The organism is Streptococcus sp. 53 (assembly GCF_013276565.1).
Lineage (GTDB): Bacteria > Bacillota > Bacilli > Lactobacillales > Streptococcaceae > Streptococcus.
Window position 1 is genome coordinate 1 of record NZ_VMLG01000040.1, and the last position, 13,583, is coordinate 13,583.

The window sequence follows — 13,583 nt, forward strand, 5'->3', positions numbered from 1 at the left end:
TACAAATATTATAGAGCCCTTTTTTGTATTATTTTTGGTATAATAGTAGTTATTCAAATTTTATTTAGATTAAGAAAGAGTAGAATAGTATGTCTCGTTCTATCGATTTATTAAAACATCGGTATTTGAAAAATATTAAAGAAAATCCTGAATTGTTTGTTGGGATTGAGCTGGAATATCCTGTTGTAAACTTGGAGGGCTTTGCTACAGATGTTGAAATTATAAAGGATCTATTTCATTATTTAGTTTCTGCTCTGGATTTCATTGTAGAAAAGGTAGATGATTTTGGCAATCCTATCCAGTTAGTAGATCCGATAAGTCAGGATGCTATTTTATTTGAAGTTTCTTATACAACGATTGAGTTTGCATTTGGTAAGGCTGAAACGATTCAAGAGGTCGAAAATCGTTTCAATAATTATATGAATGTAATTCAGAGAAAATTAGGCGAATCCAATCATGCCATCGTTGGCTGCGGTATTCATCCTGATTGGGATAAAAATGAGAATTGTCCAGTGGCTTTCCCACGGTATCGCATGCTGATGGATTATTTGAATTTGAGTAGAAATGTGACTAAATCAGACTTGCATCATTTCCCTGAATACGGAGCGTTTATTTGTGGGAGTCAGGTTCAGTTGGATGTTTCAACGTCTAACTACTTACGGGTTATTAATGCTTTTACTCAAATTGAAGCGACTAAGGCTTATTTATTTGCAAACTCTGAATTTTCGGGTGCAGATTGGGATACGAAAATTTCAAGAGATATTTTCTGGGAAAAATCTATGCATGGTATCTATACAGAGAATGTTGGGGTTAATGCTAGACTCTTTGATGATGAAGATGATTTTTTTGACTATCTAGATCATTCTGCAATTTTTACTGCGGAACGTGATGGGCAAACCTATTATTTTTATCCGATTCAGTCAAGGGACTATTTTGCTACGCCTGAAATCCAGGCATTTGCTCTTAATGGGGATGTGGTTATTATCTCTCCCCAAGAGAAGGATTTTGAAACTCATCGTAGTTATCAGTACCAAGACTTAACGACTCGAGGAACAGTTGAGTTTCGTAGTGTGTGTACACAGCCACTTGATAGGACTTTTACTTCAGCAGCCTTTCACATAGGATTGTTGGTTAATTTAGACAAGTTACAAGCTTATTTAGAAACAGCACCTTTCTTTAAAGAATTTGGGCGAAATTATAAGTTTTTAAGACGACAATTTTCTAAGAAAAAGCTTACAGATCAGGAAGAAACTGCGATTATAGAGTTTTCAAAAGACTTACTCTTGCTAGCTGACGAAGGACTGAAGATGAGAAATAAGCAAGAAACGACCTATTTACAGCCTTTGAAAGAAGAATTGGGACTATAATTTCTCTTACAAAGGGAGAATTTTCTGAAAAATCATGATATAATGGAAGAGACTATAGATAAAGGATAGAGAGTAATGACATTAGTTTATCAATCAACGCGTGATGCCAACAATACAGTAACTGCCAGCAAAGCAATTTTGCAAGGTTTGGCAACGGATGGTGGTTTGTTTACACCAGTTACTTATCCAAAGGTAGATTTGGATTTTGACAAATTGAAGGTTGCTTCTTATCAGGAAGTTGCTAAGATTGTTTTGTCAGCATTTTTAGATGACTTTACAGCTGAGGAGTTGGACTACTGTATCAACAATGCCTACGATAGCAAGTTTGATACTCCAGCTATTGCGCCTTTGGTGAAATTAGACGGGCAATATAACTTGGAACTTTTCCATGGTTCAACAATTGCTTTTAAGGATATGGCCTTGTCTATTTTGCCATATTTTATGACGACTGCTGCTAAGAAACATGGCTTGGAGAACAAGATTGTCATTTTGACAGCGACATCTGGTGATACTGGGAAAGCTGCTATGGCAGGATTTGCCGATGTTCCAGGTACTGAAATTATCGTCTTTTATCCAAAGGATGGTGTCAGCAAGGTTCAAGAGTTGCAAATGACCACTCAGACTGGTGACAATACTCATGTTATCGCTATTGATGGTAACTTTGACGATGCTCAAACAAATGTGAAGCATATGTTCAATGATGTGGCTCTTCGTGAAAAATTAGCGGCCAACAAGTTGCAATTTTCATCAGCAAACTCTATGAATATCGGTCGTTTGGTACCACAGATTGTTTATTATGTTTATGCCTACGCTCAGTTGGTTAAGACTGGTGAGATTGTGGTTGGTGATAAGGTCAACTTCACAGTACCAACAGGAAACTTTGGAAATATCTTGGCTGCTTTTTATGCCAAACAAATCGGCCTACCAGTTGGTAAATTGATCTGTGCTTCAAATGACAACAATGTTTTGACAGACTTCTTCAAGACACGTGTTTATGACAAGAAGCGTGAGTTTAAGGTAACAACTAGTCCATCTATGGATATCTTGGTATCTTCAAACTTGGAGCGCTTGATTTTCCATCTTTTGGGAAATGATGCGGTCAAGACAGCTGAACTCATGAATGCCTTGAATACACAAGGACAATATGAATTGACAGACTTTGATGCAGAGATTTTGGACCTCTTTGCAGCTGAATATGCGACTGAGGAAGAAACAGCAGCAGAAATCAAGCGTATCTATGAGTCAGATTCTTATATCGAGGATCCACATACGGCAGTTGCCTCGGCAGTTTATAAGAAATACCAAGTGGCTACTGGCGATGTAACTAAGACAGTGATTGCTTCAACAGCGAGTCCATACAAGTTCCCAGTGGTTGCAGTCGAAGCTGTAACTGGAAAATCAGGGCTTGGCGACTTTGAAGCCTTGGCTCAATTACATGAAATCTCAGGCGTTGCAGTGCCACCAGCAGTTGATGGGCTTGAAACAGCGCAAGTTCGTCACAAGACAACTGTGCCGGCTGCTGACATGCAAGTAGCGGTTGAGGATTATCTAGGACTTTAAGACAGAAGGAGTAAACTCGGTTGGGAAACCAACTGAGTTTCTTTTCATCAGGAGGAAGGATTGTTTAAAAAAAATAAAGACATTCTTAATATTGCCTTGCCAGCTATGGGTGAAAACTTTTTGCAGATGCTCATGGGAATGGTGGACAGTTATTTGGTTGCTCATTTAGGATTGATAGGTATTTCAGGGGTTTCAGTAGCTGGCAGTATTATCACCATTTATCAGGCGATTTTCATTGCTCTTGGGGCAGCTATTTCTAGTGTTATTTCAAAAAGTATTGGGCAGAAGGATCAGTCTAAGCTAGCCTATCATGTGACTGAAGCCTTGAAGATTACCTTATTATTAAGTTTCCTTTTAGGAGCTTTGTCCATCTTCGCTGGGCAAGAGATGATAGGACTTTTGGGGACTGAACAGACTGTGGCCGAAAGTGGAGGACTCTATCTATCTTTGGTAGGTGGCTCGATTGTTCTCTTAGGTTTGATGACGAGTCTGGGAGCCTTGATTCGTGCAACGCATAATCCACGTCTGCCTCTCTATGTTAGCTTTTTATCCAATGCCTTGAATATTCTTTTTTCAAGTCTAGCTATTTTTGTTCTGGATATGGGGATAGCTGGTGTTGCTTGGGGGACTATTCTGTCTCGTTTGGTTGGTCTTGTGATTTTGTGGTCACAATTAAAACTGCCTTATGCGAAGCCAACTTTTGGTTTAGATAAGGAACTATTGACCTTGGCTTTACCAGCAGCTGGAGAGCGGCTTATGATGCGGGCTGGTGATGTCGTTATCATTGCCTTGGTCGTTTCTTTTGGAACGGAGGCAGTGGCGGGAAATGCGGTCGGAGAAGTCTTGACCCAGTTTAACTACATGCCTGCCTTTGGCGTCGCTACGGCAACGGTCATGCTGGTGGCTCGAGCGGTTGGAGAGGATGATCGGAAAAGAGTCGCAAGTTTGAGTAAACAAGTCTTTTGGCTTTCTCTGGTCCTCATGTTACCCTTGACCTTCAGTATCTATGCCTTGGGTGTACCACTAGCTCATCTCTATACGACTGATCCTCTAGCGGTTGAGGCTAGTGTTCTAGTGACACTGTTTTCACTACTTGGTACTCCTATGACGATAGGAACAGTCATCTATACAGCAGTCTGGCAGGGTTTGGGCAATGCTCGGCTTCCCTTTTATACGACAAGTATAGGAATGTGGTGTATCCGTATTGGAACAGGATATCTGATGGGGATTATTCTTGGTTGGGGCTTGCCTGGTATTTGGGCCGGAACCCTTTTGGATAATGGTTTTCGTTGGTTATTTCTACGTTACCGTTACCAGCGTTATATGAGCTTGAAAGGATAGGAAATGCAAAAAACAGCTTTTATTTGGGATTTAGACGGGACTTTATTGGACTCTTACGAAGCGATTTTGTCAGGGATTGAGGAGACTTTTGCTCAGTTTGCTATTCCTTATGATAAGGAGAAAGTGAGAGAGTTTATCCTTAAGTATTCGGTGCAGGATTTGCTTGTGCAGGTAGCAGAAGAGCGAAAGCTAGATGCGGAAGTGCTAAATCAGGTGCGTGCCCAGAGTTTGGCTGAAAAGAATACCCAGGTAGTCTTAATGCCAGGTGCGCGTGAAGTGTTGGCTTGGGCAGACCAAGTAGGGATTCGGAACTTTGTTTACACTCATAAGGGGGGTAATGCTTTTGCCATTCTAAGAGACTTGGGATTGGAATCCTATTTTACAGAGATTCTAACCAGTCAGAGTGGCTTTGCGCGGAAGCCAAGTCCAGAAGCGGCTATATATTTGCTAGACAAGTATCAGCTGAATCCTGAGAAGACCTATTACATAGGGGATCGGACTCTGGATGTGGAATTCGCCCAGAATAGTGGGATTCAAAGTATTAATTTTTTAGAGTCGACTTATGAAGGCAATCATAGAATTCAAGAGTTAGCAGATATTTCCCGTATTTTTGAGGCTGAGCGATAAAAAGATTGTGTCAGTTTTGTGACAGAGACCTAACAAACTATTTCAAGTAACCGAGTTTGTTACAAGGAATAGACAGTTCTGTTAAATAGGCCCGAGAGGGCTTTTTTTCTGCATTTTTTGTGTTATGATAGACAGGTACTCATTTGAAAGGAATTTGAAAGAATGAAGAAAAGAATATTATTAGCCTCAACAGTAGCCTTGTCATTTGCCCCAGTATTGGCAACTCAAGCAGAAGAACTTCTTTGGACTGCACGTAGTGTTGAGCAAATTCAAGATGATTTGACTAAAACGGACAACAAAACTAGTTATACCGTTCAATATGGTGATACCTTGAGCACTATTGCAGAAGCCTTGGGTGTAGATGTCACAGTTCTTGCGAATTTGAATAAAATCACGAATATGGACTTGATTTTCCCAGAAACTGTTTTGACAACGACTGTCAATGAAGCAGAAGAAGTAACGGAAGTTGAAATCCAAACTCCTCAAGCAGATTCTAGTGAGGAAGTGACAACTGCGACAGCAAATTTGACAACTAATCAAGTAACCGTTGATGATCAAACTGTTCAAGTTGCAGATCTTTCTCAACCGATTGCAGAAACTCCAAAAGCGGTAGAAACTACAAGTACAAAAGAAGTAGCAACAAGTTCAGAAGTTACAGAGACAGTGACTGCTTCAGAAGAAGTCGTGCTATCTACAGGAACTTCTGTTTCAGAGGAGCAAACAGCCGAAACAAGCAGTGCAATTGCAGAAGAAGCTCCTCGAGCAGCGACTCTAGCTGAGAAGCAGGAAATACAAACAGGCCCTCAAGCTGAATCAACGGTAGAAACAACTACAACTCCAGTAGAAGAAAAAGAAGTCTCGTCAAGTGAAGCTGCACCAACAGTTTCTACTTATCAACCAGAAGAGACGAAAATAATTTCAACAACTTACACAGCTCCGGCAGCGCCCGATTATGCTGGACTTGCAGTAGCGAAATCTGAAAATGCAGGCCTTCAACCACAAACAGCTGCCTTTAAAGAAGAAATTGCCAACTTGTTTGGCATCACATCCTTTAGTGGTTACCGTCCAGGAGACAGTGGAGATCATGGAAAAGGTTTGGCTATCGATTTTATGGTGCCAGAAAGCTCAGAACTAGGGGATAAGATTGCGGAATACGCTATTCAAAATATGGCTAGCCGTGGTATTAGTTATATCATCTGGAAACAACGTTTCTATGCTCCATTCGATAGCAAATATGGACCAGCTAATACTTGGAACCCAATGCCAGACCGTGGTAGCGTGACAGAAAACCACTATGACCACGTTCACGTTTCAATGAATGGATAAACCAGACTTTGTAATATCATTTTGACGAATGAGATATAGCTTTCGTGATAGGAAGCGAGTCTCGTTCGTTTTTTCTTTGTCATACTCTTCGAAAATCTCTTCAAACCACGTCAGTTTTAACTACAACCTCAAAGCTGTGCTTTGAGCAACCTACGGCTAGCTTCCTAGTTTGCTCTTTGATTTTCATTGAGTATCAATATGAATGGAAAATGGAAAGTTACCATCTTGTAATGAGTTAAGCAACATTCTTGCAATCTATTTTACTTTATATTATAATTGATTAGTCAAGTATTGATGAATCAATAGAAAGGAGAAAGAAATGATAGAGATTCAAGATTTACTGTATCAACTCCGCTTGTCTGAGCAAGCGAGTACGCAATTGTTTGAAAAAAGACTTGGGATTAGTTTGACACGGTATCAGATTTTACTGTTTTTGCTGGAGAATTCTCCCTGTAATCAAATGGGAGTTCAGGAGCGTTTGAAGATTGATCAGGCTGCTTTGACCCGACATTTCAAAATTCTGGAAAAGGAAGGTTTAGTGGAGCGTCATCGTAATCCTGAAAATCAGCGAGAAGTGTTGGTAGAGGCTACGAAGTATGCCAAGGAGCAGTTAGTGGTGAATCCCCCTCTGAAACATATCAAGGTTAAGGAAGAGATGGAAAGTATCTTAACAGAGTCTGAAAGAACAGAACTCAGCCGTTTATTAAATAAATTGGTTTTGGGCATTGAAAATATAGAAATTTAAGGAGAAATAGATGTCAATTATTACAATCATTTTAGCAACAATCGTTGCTTTGGAGCATTTTTACATTTTTTATTTGGAAAGTATTGCAACGCAATCAGATGCGACTAGTCGTGTCTTTAACATGGACAAGGAAGAACTGGCTCGTCCGTCAGTAACTTCATTGTTTAAAAATCAAGGGATTTATAATGCTTTGCTAGGAGTCTTTCTCTTGTATGGAATTTATTTCTCACAGAATTTAGAAATTGTGACTATTTTTGTTTTATTTGTGATTGGAGCGGCGGCTTATGGCTCTCTCACAGCAGATAAAAAAATTATTTTAAAGCAAGGCGGACCAGCTATTTTGGCCTTGATCAGTATTTTACTCTTTAAATAAGTTCAAAGGTCAATCTTAGTCTCTCTAGTCCTTTTCACTCCAGAATAAGGGAAATATGTTATACTTGATTTAAGAAAAAGTCTCATTGAATTGGTTTTGAGGAGTTAGAAATGAAAGTATTAGTGACAGGTTTTGAGCCCTTTGGAGGGGAAAAGGTCAATCCAGCTTTGGAGGCTATTAAAGGTTTACCAGCTGAAATCCATGGTGCTGAGGTTCGTTGGCTAGAAGTACCGACAGTCTTTCACAAATCGGCCCAAGTATTGGAAGAAGAGATGAACCGCTATCAACCGGACTTTGTCCTTTGTATCGGGCAAGCAGGTGGAAGATCTAGTTTGACGCCTGAACGAGTGGCTATTAATCAAGACGATGCACGCATCCCGGATAACGAAGGTAATCAACCGATTGACCTTCCCATTCGCCCAGATGGTGCTTCGGCCTACTTTAGCAGTCTGCCGATTAAAGCGATGGTCCAAGCTATAAAAAAAGAGGGATTGCTGGCCTCTGTTTCCAATACAGCAGGTACTTTTGTCTGCAATCATTTGATGTATCAGGCCCTCTATTTGGTAGAAAAGAAATTTCCACATATTAAGGCAGGTTTTATGCATATTCCTTATATGATGGAACAGGTGGTGAATAGACCGACTACTCCAGCTATGAGTTTAGTGGATATTAGGCGAGGGATAGAAGCGGCAATCGGCGCCATTATCGAACATGGAGATGAGGACCTCAAGTTGGTAGGCGGAGAAACTCATTGATAGAAAAAAGCTTGAGGGAAAACCTTCAAGCTTTTGGACGTTTTCGAGCCAGTACTGCTCGGTAAAAAATCATTTTATTGATTTGAATGTAGGGTAGGAGTGAGAAACTAGCAATCCCAAAGGTAATCCAATTGAGAAAGTACCAAGGAAGGAGTTGTAAGTCTAGGACAAAGCGCTGAAACTTGTAACCTTTCATCAGGAAACGGCTGGTTTTAAGGATTTGTCCTGGTTTTGCTTGTCCTAAGTCGAGAGTGTCACAGAGGAGAAATTCTACCTGAGAATAGGCATAGTATTGTGGAATATAGAGACTATTTCCGACAATCATCAAGAGGATACTTGCTAGAAAGTAAAGACCAAAGGTCATGAGGAAACGTTCAGTTTCAATTGACGAGAGATCCAGATTGGGAAATTCAGGATGAAGGACAACGAATTTCTTGGCTAAAAAGCTACTGTAAAAAATAAAGTAAATTCCAAGCAAACTAGGAATACTCCATAAGAAGAGATAGAAACGTTTGAGAAGGAGAGTCAAAAAGGTTTGTGAAAAGTGCTCTTCGTTAAAGAGAGTGAGACTATTTTTGACGGATAGTTCTGTATCGGGATTTTTGATGAGTTTCAGCGTTGTATAAACTGAACTGGTCAGGAGAATCGTCCCGATAAAGGAGACTAATAGTGGAAAAAGGTAGGCTTGGAATACATGACCAAGCACGCTTAAAAAGGATTGCTCTAAAATAGACTCGTTGATACGCTCTAAGGGATTAAGAAAGCCAGACAAGATGACCAGTATGCTAGGTAAGAGATAGACGAGAAAGAGGCGGGGATTTTCAGCCTGAAATTGTCTGGACTGCAGACGAATAGTTTTTAAATCAATTTTTGGGTATTTCATTCTCTCATTATACACCATAGTTCGTGACAGTTCCAGCTTTTTTTGATAAAATCATACAGTATGCCCTTGGGCACAAAGTATGAACTGGGACTGTTTTTCCCAGCTTCGGAGGTAAAAAATGTCAGATTCACCAATCAAATATCGTTTGATTAAGAAAGAAAAACACACGGGAGCTCGTCTGGGAGAAATCATCACTCCCCACGGCACCTTCCCTACACCTATGTTTATGCCAGTTGGAACTCAAGCCACTGTTAAAACCCAATCTCCTGAAGAATTGAAGGAGATGGGGTCGGGAATTATCCTATCAAACACTTATCATCTCTGGCTTCGCCCTGGAGATGAACTCATTGCTCGCGCAGGTGGTCTCCACAAGTTCATGAATTGGGACCAGCCTATCTTGACAGATAGTGGTGGTTTTCAGGTTTATTCCTTAGCAGATAGCCGCAATATCACAGAAGAAGGGGTAACCTTTAAAAACCATCTCAATGGTTCTAAGATGTTCCTATCGCCAGAAAAAGCCATCTCTATTCAGAATAATCTAGGTTCAGACATCATGATGTCCTTTGACGAATGTCCTCAGTTTTATCAACCATACGACTACGTTAAGAAATCAATCGAGCGTACCAGCCGTTGGGCTGAGCGTGGTTTGAAGGCTCACCGTCGTCCACATGACCAAGGGTTGTTTGGGATTGTGCAGGGGGCTGGATTTGAAGACCTGCGTCGCCAATCGGCTCATGACCTTGTCAGTATGGATTTCCCAGGCTACTCTATCGGTGGTTTGGCAGTAGGAGAAACCCACGAAGAGATGAATGCGGTCTTGGACTTCACAACCCAACTGCTGCCTGAAAATAAACCTCGTTATCTGATGGGAGTGGGAGCGCCAGATAGCTTGATTGATGGGGTGATTCGTGGGGTGGATATGTTTGACTGTGTCTTGCCGACTCGAATCGCTCGTAATGGGACTTGTATGACCAGTCAAGGTCGTTTGGTTGTCAAAAATGCTCAGTTTGCTGAGGACTTTACGCCACTGGATCCTGAGTGTGATTGCTACACATGTAAGAACTATACACGCGCCTACCTTCGTCACCTGCTCAAGGCCGATGAAACCTTTGGTATCCGCTTGACTAGCTACCATAACCTTTACTTCTTGCTTAACCTGATGAAGCAAGTGCGACAAGCCATCATGGATGACAATCTCTTGGAATTCCGTGAGTATTTTATTGAAAAATATGGCTATAATAAGTCAGGGCGTAATTTCTAAAACGGAATAGATATAAGCTAAAAATCCTAAGTTTTCTCTTGGGATTTTTCTTCTTTTTTTGATAGAATAAAGTGTACAATGAAAGGAAGAATAAACTCGTATGCGCATTAAATGGTTTTCCTTGATTAGGATTACAGGTTTACTTTTGGTACTCTTGTATCATTTCTTTCAGACAATCTTTCCTGGAGGATTTTTCGGGGTAGATGTCTTTTTCACATTTTCAGGATTTCTGATTACGGCTCTACTCATCGAAGAATTTTCTAAAAATCATGAGATTGACTTGATAGGATTTTTTAGAAGACGCTTTTATCGGATTGTGCCACCTGTGGTTTTGATGGTCTTGGTAACCATGCCCTTTACCTTCCTAGTTCGACAAGATTATGTGGCTGGAATTGGTGGTCAGATTGCGGGTGTCTTAGGCTTCATGACCAACTTCTATGAACTCCTAACAGGTGGGAGTTATGAATCTCAGTTCATTCCTCATTTGTTTGTTCATAATTGGAGCTTGGCTGTTGAGGTTCACTACTATATCCTCTGGGGATTGGCAGTTTGGTTCTTATCTAAACAGTCCAGATCAAATGGTCAGTTGAGAGGAATGGTCTTTCTCTTATCTGCTGTTGCCTTCTTGATCAGCTTCTTCTCCATGTTTATTGGTAGTTTTCTAGTAACCTCTTATTCCTCTGTTTACTTCTCCAGTTTAACTCATGTCTATCCATTCTTTTTGGGAAGTGTGCTAGCAACTATTGTAGGTGTTCGTCAGACGACTTCCCTCGTCAAGCAGTTGGATAAAATCTGGGATTTACGCAAGACCCTTTTAGTTTTTGGAGGAGGTTTTGGCTTCTTACTCATTTTGACCTTCTTTGTCAAATTCACTTATCTTTTTGCCTATCTTATAGGCTTCTTGCTTGCCAGTCTTGCAGCTCTTGCTATGATCCTTGCAGCGCGTGTCTTGCATGAAAAGACTCCTAACGTGCAGGAGCCAAAGATGATTAGCTTTTTAGCAGATACTAGCTATGCGGTTTATCTCTTCCATTGGCCTTTCTATATCATTTTCTCGCAGTTGACATCAAATCTTCTTGCTGTCTTACTGACTTTGATTTTTTCTTATGGATTTGCCAGTCTCTCATTTTATGTATTGGAGCCGTGGATTGCAGGAAAGAGCACACCTATTTTACAAACTCTTCGTCCCCTGCCTTATATCCATACAATCCTTGCAGCAAGCACAGGAATCTTGACCATCATTGTCTGCACGGTGACCTTGTTGGCACCACAAGTCGGAGCGTTTGAGACAGACTTGACTGTCAATGGCTTGAAGCAAGCTGCAACAAATATTGGCCAGACTAAGGTGATGGCAGAACGAGCAGAAGCTGATAGTTTAGGAATTGCTGATGGCACTATGTTAATTGGTGACTCGGTGGCTTTAAGGGCAAATACAGCCCTGCAGACAGCCCTTCCTGGAGCACAGATAAATGCTCAGGTCAGCAGAACAACCAAGAATGCCAATGAAATCATGCTAAATAATAGCCAGAATAAATTTCTACCAAAGATGGTGGTTATTGCAACTGGGGTAAATAATCCTGAAAATTATAAGGAAGATTGGGATAGTATCGTGAAAAATCTTCCTAAGGGCCACCATATGGTTTTGGTGACTCCTTATGAGGGAGATAAGACAAAAGAGACCTATGCCATCGTTGAGAAGGCTGCTGCCTATATGAGAGAATTGGCAGAGAAGACTCCTTACATCACGATAGCAGATTGGAATCAAGTTGCGAAAGAGCATCCAGAAATCTGGGCAGGTACAGACCAAGTCCATTTCGGAAGTGACAATAGTAAGATTGAAGCAGGAGCTAAATTGTATGCAGATACCATTGCTGCAGCCTTGCAAATAGCTCAAGACAAACCAGTCAAATCAAAATAACTTGTATTAAAAAGAGAAGAGTTGGAGAAATCCAGCTCTTTTAAAATATCTCTAGAAAATAGGTCTATACCATTTACAAATGAATCAGAAAGGTTTATAATGTAATTGACATAATAAATATCAAAAGTAATCTTTTAAGGAGGTCATTATTATGCCTAATTACGTTAAAGCGGATCAGTTTTTCTATCCATTTGGCATTCGTCGCGGTGGGTACTTAGAACTTGTTGATGGCAAATTTGGGAAACATGTGGATCAAATTCCTGAAGGAGCAGAGGTTCTTGACTATACTGGTTATAGCATTGCACCAGGTCTTGTGGATACTCATATTCATGGATATGCAGGTGTAGATGTGATGGACAACAACATTGAAGGTACATTGCATACTATGAGTGAAGGACTTCTTAGTACCGGTGTTACCAGTTTCTTGCCCACAACTTTAACAGCCACTTATGAGCAATTGCTTGCAGTCACTGAAAATCTTGGAAACCATTATAAAGAAGCAACAGGTGCTAAGATTCGTGGGATTTATTATGAAGGTCCATATTTCACAGAAACTTTTAAGGGGGCACAAAATCCAACTTATATGAGAGACCCGGGTGTTGAGGAGTTTCATTCTTGGCAGGATGCTGCAAAAGGGATGCTAAATAAAATCGCTATTGCACCAGAACGTGATGGGGTGGAAGATTTTGTACGGACTATCACCGGAGAAGGTGTAACGGTTGCTCTTGGGCATTCAAACGCGACTTTTGATGAAGCTAAAAAAGCAGTCGATGCTGGAGCGAGTGTTTGGGTACACGCCTACAATGGAATGCGTGGGTTGACTCACCGCGAACTGGGTATGGTTGGAGCCATGTATCAATTACCTCATACCTATGCAGAGTTGATCTGTGATGGCCATCACGTAGATCCAAAAGCCTGCGAAATTCTTATCAAACAAAAAGGGACAGAAAACATTGCTCTTATTACAGACTGTATGACAGCTGGTGGATTGGAAGACGGAGACTACATGTTGGGAGAATTCCCAGTTGTCGTTGCCAATGGAACTGCACGTCTCAAATCGACAGGCAATTTGGCAGGTTCTATTCTCAAACTCAAGGACGGTTTGAAGAATGTGGTTGAATGGGGAATTGCGAATCCACATGAAGCAGTCATGATGGCCAGCCTTAACCCAGCAAAATCTGTTCACATTGATGATGTTTGTGGCCAAATCCGTGAAGGCTATGACGCGGACTTTATCGTACTAGATAAAGATTTGGAATTGGTAGCAACCTACCTAGACGGTGTGAAACGTTATCAAGCATAAGAGAGAAGGCAGAAGTTAGAGATTAGCTTCTGCTTTTTTATCTATATTGCTTTACCGGTAAATAAAAAAGTTAAAAAAATCACAAAAAATCTTGAACAAGCAAATGAAAAGGTTTACAATTGTA

General features: G+C 40.7%; 12 protein-coding genes. 11 read left to right on the forward strand and 1 reads right to left on the reverse strand.

What is annotated here, in order from left to right; genetic code table 11:
- Positions 1-89: 89 nt before the first annotated feature.
- The 8 genes from HT722_RS09595 to pcp all read left to right on the forward strand — a co-directional run bounded on the left by HT722_RS09595 (position 90) and on the right by pcp (position 8,094).
- Positions 90-1,367 carry a gamma-glutamylcysteine synthetase gene (locus tag HT722_RS09595; RefSeq protein WP_173278792.1) on the forward strand — a complete coding sequence of 426 codons (1,278 nt, stop codon included), beginning with the start codon at positions 90-92 and terminating at the stop codon, positions 1,365-1,367.
- Positions 1,368-1,442: 75 nt separating this feature from the next.
- Complete coding sequence (gene thrC, locus HT722_RS09600; protein ID WP_173278793.1) at positions 1,443-2,927, forward strand: threonine synthase; 1,485 nt, start codon at positions 1,443-1,445, stop codon at positions 2,925-2,927.
- 60 nt (positions 2,928-2,987) lie between these two features.
- On the forward strand, positions 2,988-4,268 hold the full coding sequence (locus HT722_RS09605; RefSeq protein WP_173278794.1) for an MATE family efflux transporter: 1,281 nt from the start codon (positions 2,988-2,990) through the stop codon (positions 4,266-4,268).
- Positions 4,269-4,271: 3 nt separating this feature from the next.
- Complete coding sequence (locus HT722_RS09610) at positions 4,272-4,895, forward strand: HAD family hydrolase (protein ID WP_173278795.1); 624 nt, start codon at positions 4,272-4,274, stop codon at positions 4,893-4,895.
- 162 nt (positions 4,896-5,057) lie between these two features.
- Positions 5,058-6,221 (forward strand): LysM domain-containing protein, encoded by a 1,164-nt coding sequence (locus tag HT722_RS09615; RefSeq protein ID WP_173278796.1) that lies wholly within the window; start codon positions 5,058-5,060, stop codon positions 6,219-6,221.
- Between the two features lie 319 nt (positions 6,222-6,540).
- Positions 6,541-6,966, forward strand: a complete 426-nt coding sequence (locus HT722_RS09620; RefSeq protein ID WP_173227111.1) for a MarR family winged helix-turn-helix transcriptional regulator — start codon at positions 6,541-6,543, stop codon at positions 6,964-6,966.
- Between the two features lie 10 nt (positions 6,967-6,976).
- On the forward strand, positions 6,977-7,339 hold the full coding sequence (locus HT722_RS09625; protein ID WP_173227109.1) for a DUF1304 domain-containing protein: 363 nt from the start codon (positions 6,977-6,979) through the stop codon (positions 7,337-7,339).
- Between the two features lie 110 nt (positions 7,340-7,449).
- Positions 7,450-8,094, forward strand: coding sequence for a pyroglutamyl-peptidase I (gene pcp, locus HT722_RS09630; RefSeq protein WP_173278797.1), 645 nt, complete (start codon positions 7,450-7,452; stop codon positions 8,092-8,094).
- 25 nt (positions 8,095-8,119) lie between these two features.
- Here pcp and HT722_RS09635 read toward each other — a convergent pair whose 3' ends face one another.
- On the reverse strand, positions 8,120-8,977 hold the full coding sequence (locus HT722_RS09635; RefSeq protein WP_173278798.1) for a DUF975 family protein: 858 nt from the start codon (positions 8,975-8,977) through the stop codon (positions 8,120-8,122).
- Between the two features lie 118 nt (positions 8,978-9,095).
- On the opposite strand from HT722_RS09635, the gene tgt reads away from it, so the two are divergent.
- From tgt to nagA, 3 genes are all read left to right on the forward strand, one after another.
- Positions 9,096-10,238 carry a tRNA guanosine(34) transglycosylase Tgt gene (gene tgt, locus HT722_RS09640; protein WP_020903627.1) on the forward strand — a complete coding sequence of 381 codons (1,143 nt, stop codon included), beginning with the start codon at positions 9,096-9,098 and terminating at the stop codon, positions 10,236-10,238.
- Positions 10,239-10,338: 100 nt separating this feature from the next.
- The gene (locus HT722_RS09645) at positions 10,339-12,156 is read left to right on the forward strand and encodes an acyltransferase family protein (protein ID WP_173278799.1); all 1,818 of its coding nucleotides are present in this window, start codon (positions 10,339-10,341) and stop codon (positions 12,154-12,156) included.
- A 151-nt stretch (positions 12,157-12,307) separates the two neighbouring features.
- A complete protein-coding gene (gene nagA, locus HT722_RS09650) occupies positions 12,308-13,459 on the forward strand; it encodes an N-acetylglucosamine-6-phosphate deacetylase (protein WP_173278800.1) in 1,152 nt (383 codons plus the stop codon).
- Positions 13,460-13,583 lie beyond the last annotated feature (124 nt).